General features: G+C 50.3%; 9 protein-coding genes. 4 read left to right on the forward strand and 5 right to left on the reverse strand.

Features of this window, described 5'->3' with window-relative positions; all coding sequences use genetic code 11:
- Positions 1 to 41: 41 nt before the first annotated feature.
- Positions 42 to 1,316, forward strand: a complete 1,275-nt coding sequence (locus ACN0YN_RS00510) for a hypothetical protein (protein ID WP_417383012.1) — start codon at positions 42 to 44, stop codon at positions 1,314 to 1,316.
- Between the two features lie 18 nt (positions 1,317 to 1,334).
- Here ACN0YN_RS00510 and ACN0YN_RS00515 read toward each other — a convergent pair whose 3' ends face one another.
- Positions 1,335 to 3,116, reverse strand: coding sequence for a HEAT repeat domain-containing protein (locus ACN0YN_RS00515; RefSeq protein WP_417383013.1), 1,782 nt, complete (start codon positions 3,114 to 3,116; stop codon positions 1,335 to 1,337).
- A gap of 144 nt (positions 3,117 to 3,260) precedes the next feature.
- Complete coding sequence (locus ACN0YN_RS00520) at positions 3,261 to 5,876, reverse strand: PVC-type heme-binding CxxCH protein (protein WP_417383014.1); 2,616 nt, start codon at positions 5,874 to 5,876, stop codon at positions 3,261 to 3,263.
- Between the two features lie 204 nt (positions 5,877 to 6,080).
- On the opposite strand from ACN0YN_RS00520, the gene ACN0YN_RS00525 reads away from it, so the two are divergent.
- Positions 6,081 to 9,383 carry a PAS domain S-box protein gene (locus ACN0YN_RS00525; protein WP_417383015.1) on the forward strand — a complete coding sequence of 1,101 codons (3,303 nt, stop codon included), beginning with the start codon at positions 6,081 to 6,083 and terminating at the stop codon, positions 9,381 to 9,383.
- A gap of 2 nt (positions 9,384 to 9,385) precedes the next feature.
- Here the strand turns inward: ACN0YN_RS00525 and ACN0YN_RS00530 are convergent, their stop codons facing one another.
- The 3 genes from ACN0YN_RS00530 to ACN0YN_RS00540 all read right to left on the reverse strand — a co-directional run bounded on the left by ACN0YN_RS00530 (position 9,386) and on the right by ACN0YN_RS00540 (position 14,177).
- Positions 9,386 to 10,705, reverse strand: coding sequence for a 4Fe-4S binding protein (locus ACN0YN_RS00530; protein WP_417383016.1), 1,320 nt, complete (start codon positions 10,703 to 10,705; stop codon positions 9,386 to 9,388).
- A gap of 86 nt (positions 10,706 to 10,791) precedes the next feature.
- The gene (locus ACN0YN_RS00535; RefSeq protein ID WP_417383017.1) at positions 10,792 to 13,089 is read right to left on the reverse strand and encodes an FAD-dependent oxidoreductase; all 2,298 of its coding nucleotides are present in this window, start codon (positions 13,087 to 13,089) and stop codon (positions 10,792 to 10,794) included.
- A 164-nt stretch (positions 13,090 to 13,253) separates the two neighbouring features.
- Positions 13,254 to 14,177 (reverse strand): hypothetical protein, encoded by a 924-nt coding sequence (locus tag ACN0YN_RS00540; protein WP_417383018.1) that lies wholly within the window; start codon positions 14,175 to 14,177, stop codon positions 13,254 to 13,256.
- 227 nt (positions 14,178 to 14,404) lie between these two features.
- On the opposite strand from ACN0YN_RS00540, the gene ACN0YN_RS00545 reads away from it, so the two are divergent.
- A complete protein-coding gene (locus ACN0YN_RS00545; RefSeq protein WP_417383019.1) occupies positions 14,405 to 15,025 on the forward strand; it encodes an ECF-type sigma factor in 621 nt (206 codons plus the stop codon).
- Positions 15,022 to 17,574 carry a protein kinase domain-containing protein gene (locus tag ACN0YN_RS00550; protein WP_417383020.1) on the forward strand — a complete coding sequence of 851 codons (2,553 nt, stop codon included), beginning with the start codon at positions 15,022 to 15,024 and terminating at the stop codon, positions 17,572 to 17,574. The genes ACN0YN_RS00545 and ACN0YN_RS00550 overlap by 4 nt, the downstream gene beginning before the upstream one ends.
- The last annotated feature ends 14 nt before the right edge of the window (positions 17,575 to 17,588 follow it).

The raw sequence follows: 17,588 nt of genomic DNA on the forward strand, positions 1-17,588 counted from the left end.
AATCAAATTGTTATTCAATTCAATCTTTATAGAGATCTGTCATGAAATCACGTAAGTTGTCATCGAAGACCATGATTACGGTTCAGGTTCTGGTGGTTATTACTTTTTGCGGCGCATACACACTGGGATCGCGCGATACCCGCCAGTCGTTCAACAGTACGTTTCTGGATCAGACTTACTATCCGGAAGTGAAAATCGAACGGGAAGTGCCATTACAGATTTCTGCGTTTTATGACGATCCCTCTGTTGTCACTGATGAGGAACTGGCGGCGGTGTTGAAACAGGTACGTCCCAGGTTTCCGCGTAAGCATTTGAAGCCAAACCATGTCGAACATGCTTTGCGGACGTGGAGCATTCATTCCGTGTTTCAGGACCCGAGTGTGGTCTCAGGTGCTGAGATGTGTGATTTTCTCACGGACCACGGTCGCTACCTGGCATCGTGGGGTGATGAAGCTTCACCGCTGCTGATTGACGAGCCCAAAGGGATTTCGATTCGCTGGGGAAGTCAGGTGGGAGGTTCGGTCCACCACGATCACTGGCTGGCTTCGTTGACAGAAGCAGGCATTCATCGGGACGCGCCCGTGTTTGCGCCAGCGCGACGCGATACGGATATCAATGATGTGATTCAACAGTCATTACGGGATTTTCGTCTGGATGAACGCGAAATCGAATGGTCGGCGATGGCGTTTGGCTTGTGGATTCCTCCCGTCAAAGAGTGGAAGACCACCGATGGGCGAACTGTTTCGTTCGATCAGTTAACGCGGAGACTGATTCGTGGACATAAAAAGTACGGTGTCTGCGTGGGAACTCACCGGGTTTATTCGCTGATGCTGCTGATCCGCCTGGATGACGAGTTCGATATTCTGTCTGATGCCGCTAGATCTGAAGCATACGCCTACCTGGAGCGGGTGCGGGACCTGATCAGTGAGTGTCAATTTGAAGATGGACACTGGCCTGCCAACTGGATGGAAGGTAAAGCGGCGCTGACCAGTACCGAAGAGATTCCCGAATACAAGAATGTGATAGCCACAGGGCATCATCTGGAATGGCTGGCGATTGCTCCCAAGGAACTTCATCCTCCACATGAGCAGATTGTGAAAGCCGCCAAGTGGGTGATTAACAATACGACTTCGCATACCGAAGAAGAAATTCTGCAGAAATATACGTTCTACAGCCACGTAGGAAACGCGCTGGCACTCTGGCGGAATACCCACGCTGCCACCTTCTGGAAGGAATGGCAGAAAACGCATCCGTACGTTCCTGAGGCAACTGCCGAACAGGATGAGGCAATCGAAGCCCCTAAGCCAACGCTGTAGGGGTCGTTCGAACCGCAATTACTTTCCGCCGACCACGGTGAAAGATGCTTTGGAGCCGGCTGGTTTGAAGAATTCTGCCTGTACGCCAGCGTCATTTCGATTTGCCAGGTCGATCAGCAGTGTCACCTTATGAATGCCTTTCGACAGTTCTACTTCATTTTCCGGCTGCGATTTCAGGCGTTGTGAATCGATCCAGATGCGGGTGTCCTGAGCGGAATTAATGCGAAAGCCAACGGTTCCTGCTTCAGTGACATCCAGTTCCGCCTGCAGCAGGATTTTTGAATTGCTGCTCAGACTTTTGAGCTCTTCGAAAGGAAGCAGGCCAGCGACCATTGCATACTGGGGGACGAATGATGTTGCCGGTGCCCGTAAAACTTGTTCTTCGAACAGTTCTTCATCCGGGTTTTCATTTGTGAGCAGCAGATTAGGGATCTCCCGCATCGCCAGCCAGCGTTGAATGGTTGGCCTGGATCGGATTGCGTAAGGACCCGGTTTGCCTAATACGGACAGATATTTGACGAGGTCGAGCAGTTCATCGCGTGTCAGGAATTTCGTGAGCCCCTGGGGCATCAGCGATCCCCCTTCCGCTTCATCATCGATATCATCGACGGGAATCACAATTTCTTTGCCGTTGGCATCTTTAAGAATGATTCGCTCTTCATTGCGATCAACGATGATGCCCCGCATGATTTTGCCTTCGATGGTGATGATCACGTAAGTCTGGTAAGCCTCTTTGACTGCCTGGTTAGGATAGAGGATGGAACGAACGAGATAATCAACGGGGGAACTGGCTCCGATTGGACTGAGGTCCGGACCGACTTCGCCTCCTGCTTTACTCACGGAATGGCATTTCATGCAGCTTAAATCTGCGCGTCGGAAGATCTGTTCGCCCCGTTCCGCATTTCCTTTAGCGATGACATCGGCGAGCAACTGTTTGAATTCCTCTTCGGTCAGCGCTTTGTCTTCACCTGACATGCCAGCTGCTTTACTGAGAGCGTCGCTCAATGCTTTATCGCTGCGTCCGACCGAGTACATGTATCGCAGCTGTTTTTTCGCGACATCTTCCGGGATCTGCTGAGTCGAAAGTGCGGCTGCCAGTTGATCTGGTGCGCCTTGAGTATCGAGAATGGCTTCGATGAACGGGGTGGGATCGCCGGCTTTCGCAGTCGACATGATTTGAATGCCGGCTGTGATAGCCTGTTTCAGATCCAATGTGACGAGAGCCGCTGCACCCAGGTAACGGATGTCAGCAGGTGAGTTTTCTTTCGTCAGTTTCTGCATCGCTTTGATGCTTTCCGGACCGCCGATGGAAACCAGCGCGTCGATGGCGGCGGTACGGAGTTTCTCATTGGTTTTGGCAGAGAGTGCGAGTTCCTGTAATTTGTCTGCTGCCCCGGAGACTTTCCACAGGCCTGCCAGTTCGATGGCAATCTGATTGACGGGCGGCTTGGCATCGATCAGCTTGCTGATGTCCGCCAGCGAACCGGCGGGTTTGATTTTGCGATTCTGAAACGCCTCTTTCAGAGCGATCAGTGATTTTTCTTTAACTTCTCCCTGGAATTTATCGTTGACGATCTGTTCCCAGATAAAGCCGAGTTCTTCCGGATTTCCTTTGCGGCAGATCAGTTCAATAATCGTCCCCTGACGGGAAGCCGGAACGCGGCCGCTTTTGAGCAGTCGCATCATTGGAGCAACACTGCTTTGGGACTGGGCGAAAACCTGTTCGTGGCAGGACAAGCCTGACAGCATTGCGATGACTGAAAGGCTCAAGGCGGAAAAAATACGTGATCGAATTCTCATTGTGTCTCTAACTCTGCATAAGGTGTGAAAAATGTCAGGCTGTCAGATGGCCTGGCATCAAAGGAATTCAGGGCGAGGGAGATCATCCCGGAGCACGAACTGCCTCCGGGATGATCATGATTCCTTCAGGTGTGAGTCGAAAAACTAATTGGCTTCCAGGCGTTTTTCGAGAGTATCCATCGTTTCTTTGAGTGCGTACTCCAGATAGTAATCCTGCGGGTGAATCAGTGATTCCACAGCGATCTCCAGTGCACGCGGATCATGGTAAAAGCTGAGTGCGCGAATTGCTTCCAGCCGAACCCGTGGGTTTTCGTCGTTGATCTGAACCTGGAGCAGGTCCAGTGAATTGTCAACGCGATCACGCCAGTAGCAGAGGACACGCGTGGCGGCGGCCCGTGCTTTGGGTTCGGGAGATTGCAGCATCTTTTTCAGGAAGTCGACATCGACAACATCCAGATTCTGGCGGACCCAGAGTGCTTCCAGCAGATTGTGCTGATAGTTTTCATCTTTGGGATCCAGGCCGGCAACCCATTTGTTGAGAGCCGCAATGACTTCATTGGTATCTCGGACACGCAGTTCACGACGCACACGGTAACGCACCCGATCTTCGTAGGTTTTCAAGAGATCGAGCAGTTCGGGAATGGAAGCGTCTGCGATATTCGGGTCTTTGAGGAGCGGTTTTTTTGAATAGGTAACACGCCAGATACGACCGTGCTGTGCATCGCGGTTGGGGTCGCGAATGGAGTGCTGCATATGTCCTACGAGCGGATTGAACCAGTCAATCAGGTACAGGGCACCATCGGGGCCGAACTGCAGATCGACCGGGCGGAAGTTGGTATCGGTCGATTTGACCAGTGGTTCGACCGGATCGGCGGCGAAACCGGAGCCATCTTCCTTCATTTTGTACTGCAGTACGCCATGAAAGCCGATGCAGTTATTCAACAGGTAATTTCCCTGAAGTTCTTCGGGGAACTGGCGGCTGGAAACGAATTCACAACCGGCGGTGGGTCGCCATTGTTTTTTCAGGAAGTGTTTCATGCCGGCATGCTTGCGTGGATAGTCGACATCACCGGAATAAGCGGTGCCGAAGTAGTTGGCTCCGCCGGAAGCGTCGGCGACAAAGTTCTGTCCCCAGCGATCGAAGACATGTCCCCAGGGGTTGGCATAGTTGTATGAGACAAATATGCTCGTTTTTTCGGTACGCGGTTCATAGCGGAAAATACCGGCGTTCATAACGCGTTGCGGGCCATAAGGGGTTTCGACCTGACTGTGGTGGAACGTCCCTTCCTGGAAGTAGAGTCCGCCGCCGGGGCCCCAGGTAAAGGCGCTGATGGAGTGATGCGAGTCGGCAGAATCGAATCCGTGCAGAACGATTTCTTTGTAATCTGCGTGGTCGTCGCCATCGGTATCTTTCAGGAAGACCAGGTTCGGCTGTTGTGCGACATAGGCACCGCCGTCTCCGAGTTCAATTCCGGTCGGCAGATGCAGGCCGTCAGCGAAAACCGTCTGTTTGTCGGCACGTCCGTCACCGTTGGTGTCTTCCAGGATCAGAATTTTGTCATCGACTTCTTTGCCTGGCAGGTACATCGGGTAGGAAGCCATGGTGCAGACCCAGAGGCGGCCTTTACTGTCGAAGGCGAACTGCACGGGGTTCTTGAGTTCGGGAAATTCGACTTCGGAAGCGAACAGATTGATCTCGAAACCTTCGGGCAATTCGAAGTGTTTCAGTGATTCTTCAGGAGACGTGATTTTAATCGAAGCGGGGTCTTTGACGTTGGTTTTGATATCAGCAAACTCACCTGTGTTGCTGTCATCAATTTTCACCGGGACGGTTTTGCCTTGCGCCACGGCCCAGATGCGTTTGTCGCGATTGGCAATCATTTTACGCAGCTTGGCAAACTCAGCGGGAAAGTTGACCACGCCGAACGGTTCTTTGCGGCCACCGTAGATGTAGTAGCCGTTAACGGCACGATAGTCGTACCAGAACTGTTTGTTCTTTTCCAGAACTTCCGCGCGGAGCTTTTTCATGTCCACGGTGGAGCCTGAAGAATTTCGAGGCCCGAACAACGCTTCATCGATGATGGGAGCGAGTTGCTGGTAGCCGTAGTCGGTCAGGTGGATGCCGTTGAAGGTTAAAGGCTGGTCGCCGGATTCCATCAGTTTTTTACTGGGGGTGAAGAGATCGACGAAGATGACATTTTTCTCTTTAGCGATTTTCTGCATCGTATCGGTGTAGAGTTTGATGCGTTCGTTGTTTTCTTTGCCATCCGTCAGACCGGGGCGGTTCAGATCTTCATTGGCGATAGGTGAAAACAGCACCAGCTGTGGGTGAGATTTGCCGTTATATTTGGCGGCGAGGGTGGTATCGATAAATTTTTTCAGATCTTCTTCAAATCTGGGAAGTCCTGATTTACCGGCAAAAGATTCATTAAATCCGAAGCAGGCGATGATGACATCGGCCTTGTGATCTTCCAGATTGTGTCCGTGGTCCTGGAAATCTTTGGAGCGGGGACGCAGCGTGAGTTCATCAGCCGACCAGCCCAGGTTTCGTACGACCAGTTCTTTATCGGGAAAGCGACTGTGGAGCAGTGTTTCAAAATAGCCTGCGTCCTGCATGCGTTCCGGGAATGTATTACCGATGAAAACGATATGATCGTGTGGTTTCAGTTCGAGTTTCTGTTTATCTGCAGCATGAGTGGTTGAGACAGTCAGCAGGATGACTGTAAGGAGACTCAGTGCTGTATTGAGAGATTTCTTCACTGCTGTGGGCTTTCTTTTAGGACTGAAAAGGCAGGAGACCCTGAGGGTAAATTTGTGAGGTAAATCGTCAGGATTGCGTTTTTTGGGATATCGATCCAATCTTTAATTTTGTAGCATAAGCCTACCTATGTCAAATCAAAGTCAGAGGTTGTAAGGAATGACCTTGCACTTTGAACATCAGTAGCATACGGGGAGTTTCGGTGTATGAAGTACCACTTCGCTTCCACTAGAGGGAACATTAAACAGTTCCGCATAGATACTACGCAAAAAACGCAGAATTCAATAAATGAATCCTATCCGCATGTTTCTGACATTGCATCTATTAAATTAATAATCGAAAGTATTCCCGCGGGAGTGGTCTACCGGTCGGGGGAAACGCTCTTTATCAATCAGCGTTCCGAAGAGTTATTAGGCAACTCGGACGAAAATCCCGAGCTGTTTGAACAGAATCTGGAACAGTTATTTGCATTACAGGCGATAGAACCGGAAGCAAAATCGGACTCCAGTGAACCAGATCAAGCAGAAGTCTGGTTTCAACATTCCAATCATGTTCAGCAATTGTGTGAAGTCAAACTCCCAAATAATCCGGAACAGCAACTCTGGTTATTGAATAGTGTTTCTGTACAAAGACAAAATGAGCGATTACTGAAAATTATGACTCAAGCAACCAGTGATGTCACTGGCGATGAGTTTTTTAAACGTCTGGTACAGGAATTATCTCGTGCCTTAAAAATGAAATATGTCTGTCTGGTTCAGCACCAGAAAGATCCACATACGAAATGTAAAACTTTTGGTGTTTCTGTTGATGGGGAATTAAGACCTGATTTTGAATACGATATTGTCGGCTCTCCCTGCGAACACGCAATTGGGAGAGATACCTATTCAGTGCATGAGGGTGTTGCCGGGCTCTTTCCGGAAGACGAATTTCTCGTCAAGCATGGTATTGAATCTTATTTCAGTCTCCCGATGATCGACAAAGATGGCGAGGTGCAGGGGCATCTGATGCTTCTGGGTGATCGGCCTGTTTATGAAGATCTATGCAATCTTCCCGTCATCAAAAATTATACATATCGAGCAGCTGCTGAATTCAGTCGTGCACAGGCTGAAAAGAAATTGCAGGAAAGTGAACTGCGAATTGCGATGGCGGCGCGGGGTTCGTCAATCGGGTTCTGGGAATACGATCTGACAACAGGCAATGTACATTTTGATGAGCACTGGCATTCCATGCTGGGATACGGTCCGGGAGAATTTCCCGAATCGTTTGCCAGTTTAAAAGGTCTGAAGGATCCTGCTGAAATTGAGCCTGCCATCAATAAAGCGTGGACCCAGATGATTCACCCCGATGACTATGTTACCTCGGTGAGAGCGCTTAACGATTATATTACAGGTAAATCGAATTCTTATGATGTCGAAGTTCGGATCAAGAAGAAAGACGGAAACTGGAAGTGGGTTTTTACACGAGGCAGGATTTCAGCTTACAGCCCGCAAAAGGTTCCTCTGCAGATTATCGGTACTCATATAGATATTGATGATCTGAAACGTTCACAACAGATTCGTCTGGAAAATGAAGCGCGGCTGCGGATTATTATGGATCAGATCCCCGCCATTCTCTGGACTACAGACTGTGATAATCAATATACGTCCATTGTCGGTGCCGGGTTAAACCAGTTGGGGATCCAGCCGGATGAGACCGTTGGTAAAGCGATTTATGATTTTTACAAATCGCAGGAAGTCTCTGTGAATATGACGGCCATGCATAACCGGACGTTGAAAGGGGAATCGGTCCGGTTTGAGCAACAGCTGCAGAATACGATTCTTGATATTCATATTGAACCCTTGCGAAATTCTGAAGAGGAAATTATTGGGTGTATCGGGCTGGCCATTGATGTGACGGTTCGCAAGAAAACGATCGAGCAGTTAAACCGGCAGCGTATTTTACTGCAGACGATTTTCCATTCCGTGACCGATGCCATGATCGTGACGGATCGCAGCCATAATATTGTCATGTGTAACGAATCCATTCAGATTCACTTCCGTTGTAAAGAAGCAGATCTGCTGGGCAGACCGGTTCGCGAACTCATTGTCTCTCCCAGTCAGTATGAGAAACAGTTCAACCGGGTTTCCTTCCCGAATACCCGGGTTTTAAAGCCGTTTATCGTCGAGTATCTGCGTGCCGATGGCTCCCGTTTTCAGGGAGAAACGATTGTCACTCCGCTCAGAAGATCCGATAACCAGATTACCGGGTACATTAAAGTGATCCGGGATATCACTGACCGCATTCAGATGGAGGAAGAAAAAGATCACCTTCATGCCCAGATGTTGCATGCTCAGAAACTGGAAAGTCTGGGTGTCCTCGCTGGTGGAGTCGCGCATGACTTTAATAATTTACTCCTGGCGATACTCGGGAATACGAACCTCGTACTAATGGAGCTGGATAAGGACTCTCCGGTAAATCCCTATGTGAAAAGTATTGAAATGGCAGCTCGCCATGCCGCTAAGATCTGCGAGCGACTCCTGGCGTATTCAGGACGCCGTACCTTTGCTTCGATGACATTTAATCTGAATCGGGTGATCCAGGAAACGGTCGAAATTATGAAATCGATTGTCTCTCCGAATGCGATCATTGAACTGGAACTGCCTGATGAAGAATTACTGATCCATGGTGATATCGGACAGATTGAGCAGGTGGTGTTGAATTTACTGACCAATGCTTCCGAAGCGATTCAAACTCAACCAGATGCAGGCAGGATCAAGATTCGAACCGGAATCAAGCAACTGGGTAAGAACGATTTTTCCGACTATTATTTCTGTGAAAATGGCACACCGGGACAATTCGTCTATTTTGAAGTGGAAGATAACGGGAGCGGGATGGATGATGACTGTCTGTCAAAAATGTTTGACCCGTTTTTTACCACCAAGTTTACCGGTCGAGGGCTCGGTCTGGCGGGGGTCTCAGGAATTATCAGGGGACATCATGGCGGTTTACGAGTCGTGTCCCATATTGATCAGGGTTCCTGCTTTCGCGTAATTTTACCTCAGGCAGCGGGTGCATCTACCGATCTCGACGATGACTCCAGTGCCGAAGATTGTTTACCTGTAGAGTCTGGTTCCATACTGGTGATTGATGATGACAAAGCCGTGTGTAATGTAGTGAATCGAGTGTTGAATCGGTTTGGTTTTTCGGTACTGACAGCGTATTCGGGCAGTGAGGGGGTTGAAGTTTACGAGCAACATCATGACGAAATCAGTGTGATACTTCTGGATATGACAATGCCGGGGCTAAGCGGTGTCGAGACATTCGAGTTACTCAGAAAGAAGGGAGCCTGCATTCCCGTAATTCTGACCAGTGGCTTGAGTGAGACCGATATTTCGGAACAGATGCAGGGGGCCGAGATATACCATTTTCTGAAAAAACCCTACAAGCCTCAAAAACTGGTAAATGTCATCAGTAAAGCGCTGATTAGAAAGCAAATTAAAGACGATGTTTCCAATATGAATTCCGAGTAACGTCAGTTCAGCAGGAACTGTTGCAGTTGGTCTGCGTACTGGTTGAAGATCAGTGCCAGAATCAGAAACAGGCCGCCAACCAGATCACTTCTGCTGAAATGATCGGCTCTGCCATGCGATCTGACAAATTCAAAGATGGCACCGGTGGGGCAGCCATAGTGACAGTAAGCCTGTGGGACAACCAGGGACGCGACCAGTCCGACAACTGCGATCACGATCGAAGCGATGCCTGCAGATGTCAGCAGATACGCATCGAAGGCTTCCAGTTCTGCCAGATCGATGGGAATCCTTAAAAAGAGTATCGTGAGGATCAAGCCGATAAGTAAAGCCGGGATCCAGCGCAAGGCCCGTTTAATATCTGGTCTGATTTTCCATTTCGAACGGTGCGGGACGATTTTCCCGAGAAACTCCTGGGCCGTACCATGCGGGCAGATACTCTGGCAGTACACATTGCGACGGGTTGTCCAGGGAATGAACACGGCGACAGCCGCCAGCACGACCAGCCCAAAGACCGTTCTCCAGGGAACGGCATACCGGGCCCAGCCGGCAAACAGTGATTCGGCCAGCAGGTCCCCCGTCCAGAAGCCCAGGTATATCATGGCGACGAGCTTGTACATTTTTCGCAACCAGTGAATCCGTTTGAGCCGCGTGAACGTAATCAGGCATGCTCCGATACAGAAGGCAATAAGGGTTGCATCTTTTGTCCGGAACAGGAAAGGGGGATCAGCCTGGATCTTCTGTTCCGAAGAGCGGATACGATGCGCGATGGCATGGGCAATACCCATACTGGTCATTGTGGCGCCGGAAACCCCTTCAATCTCCCCGGACTGCAGATCCAGATCGGCGATCTTTTGCCAGCCGTATTCTTTCCAGAGGTTCATCCAGTACTCATTCTGGCGGACATCATTGACGTGCGAGGTCGTATCACCGCTGCTGCGGATGGAGATGCCGACGATGCCGTCCCGCTGTGAGTTAAATACAATCAAGGTGTCTGAAGGGCCACAGTAACCGATAATATCATCGGAGACGGGTGAAGTGCGAATGGCATAGCCGATAGGTTTCTGATTCTTGTCCAGTACGAACAGTCCCATCCGAGCAGAATGGTCGACTTTGAGTGAATCAGCGGCAGGAAGTAACTTCTGGACTTCCTGCAGTTTGATGGGAGCGTTGCCCTGCACACGCTGTCTGACAAAGTAGTCTCTAATAAGACAAATAATGAGAACCAGAATGGTGATCCGGTAGAGTTTGAGAGAAAGTGACTTGAAGTGACTGGCGCGCCGTTTGGGGCGTTGAGGCGTCACAACTTGCGGTAAGTCTGTCATCCTGCTCTCATCGACTCAGGCAATCTACATTGCCTGAGTCGTTTATTCTCGGGGGTTGAGTTCAAACCATGTTTCAACGGTTCTGATTATTCCGCAGGCAGAACCTGGATCGCATCGGCGTGGACATTGCCGTCTACACCTTCATTTGACATGACGACTTCAATTTCCTGACCTTTCTCAAATTCAAAGGTACCAAGAGAAATAAAACCATTTTTCAAAGGTGGCTTGATTCTCTGATTGATTTTGACGGTCTTCGATTCCTGGGGTGAGCGAATGGTGACCGGTGTGTTGGTCGCGCGGTTTTCATGATGCCCGTAGGAGAGGCGCACTTCGTATTTTCCGGTTTTCTCTACCTGGAATTTAAAGTGGATTTCAGCTTTTTTCCCTTTACCATGATAAACGTAGTGATTGCCGATAAAGCCTTTCAGCCCCTCCCCTTTGGTCCAGGTTCCGACGAACTGTACGTTATTGTTTTCATCGTCGATCACCAGGCCGGGCAATGTTGTCGGGTCGATATAGGCATCGATGACAGGAGGCAGTTCTTTGGAATCTTTCGGGATATAAAACTGACCATCAATGGTATCGCGGCGTTCGACACCTTTGCGGGCCATCAGTTTTTCGAGGTCCTGATAGTAGTCAGTATAGACATCGCGGGGACTGCAGTCTTTTTCGGTGCAGACAGCAGCTGCTTTACCGACGACTTCACCCATCATGCCCCCCGTTTTCATCACGCGTACTGTTCCCAGCGCTTCATGAGTCACACTGATACAACGACCCGCCATAAACAGGTTCGGAATATTGCGCGAGTAGAAACAACGATAGGGAACCGGGTAGCCGAATCGGCGGTCGACCCGACTGTCAAAAACAGCCTGTGAAATAAAGGGGTCTTCCGGGTACTTCTGCATGTATTGTTTTTTGGGGTAGTGTAAGTCGATGGACCAGGTACTGGGGACGCAACCATCAGGAAAGGCGATTTTATTCACGATGTCTTTCTTGCGCAGAATGACGTCGCCGCGGAGCATGCGCGATTCACGGGGTCCGCCGATGTAAGCCATCCAGGTTAATTCCGCGTTGGCATGTTTGTCTTTGCCCTCTTTGTTTTTCATCGCGTTCCAGGCACCGTAGACGGCGCGGAAATTCCAGTCCCGCATTGATTCGAGATCTTTGATCGGATCTTTGTCAAAACCGCTTTCCCAGAACCACTCCCCGTGAAAACGTTTGGGGTAGGGGAAGTCTTCCATATTCAGGTTGAGTGCCCAGCTGACATCGGGAAATGTTTTTTCGGTATCGGCTTCTTTCCAGGTCCACATGTTGCTCATGCCCATGTGCCCTTTTTCATGTGTGTAATAATCGGCGCCGGCTAAATATCCGATTTCACCATGCCCGGTGCAGTCCGCGAAGAGGGAACCAAGAAATTCCGTCCGTTTGCTGGTTTTGGTGTTGAAAGCGGTGACGCTCTGAATGGCCTCTCCCTCTTTTTTCACCGCAAATGCACGTGTGTTGAGGAACAGGTCAATATTTTTTTCAGCACGGATTACATCTTCTTTCAGTTTGTCGCCGTATTCTTCGTAAGTGCCGGGCGAAGCAGCAGCGGAATCGGCAAACTCTGCGATGATCTCACCAATGTGAGGATATTTCCCGCGGCGTACCAGTCCCTGTGCCCAGACACGGACTTCCGAACTTCCGTTCCCTCCTAATACAGGACGATCCTGAATCAACGCCACCGAACATCCCATCCGGGCAGCGGAGATTGCGGCTCCCATGCCTGAGTAACCGCCACCGACGACGACCAGATCATATTTCTTTGTTTTCTCCGGTTGATCCGGCAGACCGAGCATGCCTTTGCGCCACTGATCCATCGGAGACAGATCGTTGGGAGGCTGATAGTTGAGGTCTTTGGTAAACAGAATAGCGTCACAGCGCCCTTCAAAACCTGTCAGGTCATGCAGTGCCAGTTTGACTTCCGGTTTTGTGATCTCGATGGTACCGCCATCCTGCCAGAACCAGTTCGCGCTCTTAGTGCCGAATGTTTCGTCTAATGGTTTGCCATCAATGATTAACTGGAAGCGACCTGGCGCCCCTTTGGCTTTCCAGGGAGCGACCCAGTCTTTGGTGCGAACCAGTACACGATATTTTCCGGTGGATGGAAACGAGATGGTGGTTTCCGCGTCTGCTACCGGCTGACCCAGTCCATGCGCTAACAGATATGGAGAACCCATGATGTTGATAAACTGGGTGTCCAGTTTCCAGCCACCATGCTGGTCGAAACTTTCAGCTTCCACCAGAACACCTTCGACAGGCTGGGAAGCGGTCGCGTATTCGACAGAACACAGTAAAATCGCAAGTGTTGCGAAAATTGAGAGGGTTTTAACCGGGTAGCGCATTTTGACAGACTCCTGACATTGATTCTTTGAGTGTACCTTACACTCATATCAAACGGATTCGATCCGAAATCGACTTCTAAACCGATTATAGTCCCGTCGTCGAATCAATTGCAAACAGGCTGTCGCTCGAAATACGGCAGGGAACTGTAAAATAATGTTCTTAATTATTGGGCATGTTCACCCAGAAACTGTAAAAGCTGCGAATCACTGACTTCTGCCTTGTTGGAGAGTGATTTTCCCTGTAATGAAGCAGGTACAGCGGGCCGCTGAAAATGCACAAAATCGAAACCGGCAACAAGGTCCGGACGACCGTTACGAATGACCTGCGTATTCTGTTGAGGTGGTTTCATACGGGAGGCTGTGGTGTAATCCGTATAAACTGTGAGTCCCACCTGTAATTGCTCAGGCATGTCCGCGCGGCGATAACGCTGATGGACATTCCAGTTTCCGTCCGGTGTTTTTTTCAGCAGAATAAAGTCGTTCCCAATCCGCGCGATCTGAATCATTGCGGCAGGCGTTCCTGCATCGGTGACTGCGAGTGTCGAGCGACTGTTGAGAGTCGTTTTGACTTCAAACTGATACGATCCAGGGCGATTCGCAGCGCCGAGAGAGAGAAAGATATAATTCTCTCCACCCGGTTTCCAGGTTTGGGGAGTGACATCGCGGGGAGTGCGGATCATAAGTCCCGCCAGGGAATAGTTACTGCGCGGTGCGCCATCACCGCCCCGACGTGCGACACGGATGTTGGAAGTGACTACAAAATCGCCTTTGATTTCTTTGTAGACCAGCACTCCCCGGTAGTCCATGTACCAGGTACTGCTATAAGGGATCATAACCATCCAGCCTGGTTTCGTTTTGCCAATGTCGAATTGTTCTAGTTGATCGGCATTGCTCTGTTCCGTCTGAAAAATTCGCGACCACTGTTTCAAGGTTGAGGCGTCCTCAAAGTCATCACTCAATTGTTTGAGATCATCTCGCTGGTTTCCGGTCTGTTGGGCATGCACGTCAGCAGCGATCAGGCAGCTCACGATCAGTGTGATACCCGGAAGGAGGCAATATCGGAATCGGTTTGAGGGATTGTGAAACATGGGTTCTTTCTTTGCTGAAATCGGGTGATGTACACAGATCAATCGGTAATGACTGGTCTGAATGGGGTCGTTCGCCGGGAATTCGTCAGGGAATGTTAAGTTGCGACAAAATTTTCGCAAAAAAATGTGACTTTAAGCGAAATGAGACCGGAACTGTTGAATGCATGGACTCTACGATATAATGGTGGGCTGAGTTTCAGCAGTGCTGTTCAAGAAAGCATGTCAGTATGTCTGTCATTGAAGAGACCGTCACACAGTGGATCGACCAGATTAAATCTGGTGATGCTCAGGCTGCGCAGAGGTTGTGGGAATCGTATTTTCTGGAAATGGTGGAAGTCGCCCGGAAAAAATTACGAGGGGCTCCACGGGCGATGGCAGACGAAGAAGATGTGGCGCTCAGTGCCTTTAAAAGTTTCTGCATGGGGGCACAGAATGGCCGGTTTTCGCAGATTACGGATCGACAGAATTTATGGCCGCTCCTGGTGGCAATTACCTCGCACAAATCAGTGGATCTGATTCGTCTGGAAAACAGGCAAAAGCGGGGCGGGAGTGGACAAATTGACGCAGCAGGGACCACAAAGAAGCAAACGTCCATGCGGGTTGATTTTGAAGAGATAATTCAGCAGCAACCCTCTCCCGAATTCGCCGTTCAAATGGCCGAAGAACTGGAACGGCTGCTGAATTTATTAGACAAAACAGGTGATTCGGCCTTAAGACAGGTTGCATTGGCCAAAATGGAAGGGGAAACTACAACTGAAATTGCGCAGTGTCAAGGTTGCGCCCGCCGAACCGTTGAACGAAAACTCCAGTTGATTACCCGTCTGTGGCAAGAGGATTGCAATTTGTGAAATCTCGAAATGAAACTGATTTCGAACAGCTGCCTTCAGACTTGATGCTGAGAATCAACCAACTGTGTAATCAGTACGAGACAGCGTTGAGGCAGGGGGAACTCCCCTCGATTGATGACTATCTGGAACATGTCGCGGTAGAATACCGGGACGTGATTCTCAGAGAATTGATCTCACTGGAAATTGAACATCGATACCAGTTGGGGGAATCTCCGAAGTCTGCCGATTACCTGGATCTGTTTCCCGGACTTGATCCCGACTGGCTGGTGTCTGTTCTGGAAACAGCACAGGCTGAACAGCAGGCCGTTTCAGATAATGCTGTTGTCCAAACGCAGCAAGGTCTATCGGAGTCTCTTTCCCTGGAACAGTGTCAACGGCGGATTGTAGAAGAAGGCATTCTTTCACAAGAGGAACTCACGGAACTTCAGAACACTTCTGAAGCAGGTCAATCCTGTGAAACGTCTGAGGGGCTGACTGATTTTTTAATGCAGGCCGGAAAAATCACCGACTATCAGTCGGACGTGTTATTGTCCCACGACGGGCGACGATTACTGATTGCCGATTACCTGATTCTGGAACCGATCGGCTCAGGTGGAATGGGAACCGTTTACAAGGCGATGCACCGCCGGATGAAACGCATTGTGGCGTTGAAGGTGATTCGCACGGATCTGCAGCATGTACCCGATCGCCTGAAACGTTTTGAACGTGAAGTTCAGACGGCGGCAAGGCTTTCACATCCACACATTGTGACCGCTTATGATGCGGGGGAAGATCAGGGAATTCATTACCTGATCTGCGAATACATTGACGGCGAGAGTCTGACACAGTTGGTGCGCGATTCCGGACCGCTCGATTTTTCTGATGCCTTGAACTGCATCCTGCAGGTGGCACAGGGGCTGGAGTATGCACATCGTCAGGGAGTCATTCACCGTGATATTAAACCGGCGAATATCCTGGTTGACGATCAGGGGGACCTGAAAATCCTGGATATGGGACTGGCACGACTGCAGCAGCCGGCAGAGGATGTGTTGGGAACTGATGCTCCGACAGAATTGACAACCAGTCAGTTCTTTATGGGGACGATTGATTACATGGCTCCCGAGCAGGCGCGGAATACGAAGCTGGCAGACCATCGGTCAGACATTTATAGTCTGGGTTGCACATTTTATTTTCTGCTGACCGCGCAGCCCGTCTACCAGGGGGAAACGACCGTTGAACGCATTCTGGCACACCGGGAAGAGCCTGTTCCCCGCCTGTCAGAACGACTATCTCAGGTTCCTGTTGGGTTCAATCCGATATTCGAAAAGATGCTGGCAAAGTCGCCCGATGACCGCTACCAGTCCGTAACCGAACTGATTTCTGATCTGGAAAACTTCTCAAGGGATTATGAGGGGCAGACCACAGTGATTCCGCTGGATGAAAGTCCAAAACCGCAACCCACTAAAGATAGTTGGGCGAGTACCACGACCAAGGTTCAACCTGCTGTTCCCGAGTTGACCATGCTGGCAAGTGCCAACCCGCAGCAGGTGGCAAAGACGGGCGTATTCCCAACTCGCGGATTGTTATGGGGAGGGCTGGCCGTTGCCGCTGCGATTCTGATCGGAGCTTTTTCCTGGAAGCCGACAGCGACGGACCATTTGGAGTCCGGCTCCGAAGTTGCGGCTGGTACCTCGAAATCCAATACAGCTGATTCTACTGTTGCACCGCTGCAGCAGAGTTATGCTGAGAAAACTGGTCTGCCTGTCAAACTGGAAGTTCCCATTGGTGCCGGGAAAGCAGCTGTCAAACTGGAGTTGATGTTGATTCCCCCGGGAACGTTTCAGATGGGAGATCAGGCAGCGACATCGGCGGCGTCAGAAGCGCCTCCGCATCAAGTCAGTCTGACTCGCCCCTGTTACATGAGTGCCACAGAAATCACTAACGCACAGTTTCGTGAATTTGTGAACGCGACGAACTATCAGACCGATGCGGAACGGAGTGGCGGGTATGGCATGACCGATGGCAACTGGGTGAAGACAATGGAATACTCCTGGAAAAATCTGGGAGACTTACCAGTTCAGGATCAGGCGCCGGCGGTCAGTATCAGCTGGAACGATGCGAACGCATTCTGTGACTGGCTGTCTGACAAAACGGGAGATCGCTATCGTCTCCCTACGGAAGCTGAATGGGAATATGCGTGTCGGGCGGGATCCGAAACGCCGTGGTTCTTTGGTGATCAACCTGACCAGATGGATCAGTATGCCTGGTTCCTGAATAATTCCGAGGGACAGGTTTATCCGGTCAGACAGAAGCGTCCCAATGCATTTGGCCTGTACGACATCTATGGGAATGAATGGGAGTGGTGTCAGGATTATTACAGCCCTGGTTACTATTCTGTTTCACCGGAAAAGAATCCCACGGGGCCAGATCAGGGGCGTGAGCGTGTCAGGCGAGGAGGGGGATTTCAACAGCCGGCGGACCAGTTGACCTCCTATGTGCGCGGACATGGAGTGCCGGAAACACCGTCCCGCGGGGCGTTCCGGATTGTTCGTGAAACACAGCCTGAATGAATCTGATCTGTGAT

The organism is Gimesia sp. (assembly GCF_048260065.1).
Classification (GTDB): domain Bacteria; phylum Planctomycetota; class Planctomycetia; order Planctomycetales; family Planctomycetaceae; genus Gimesia.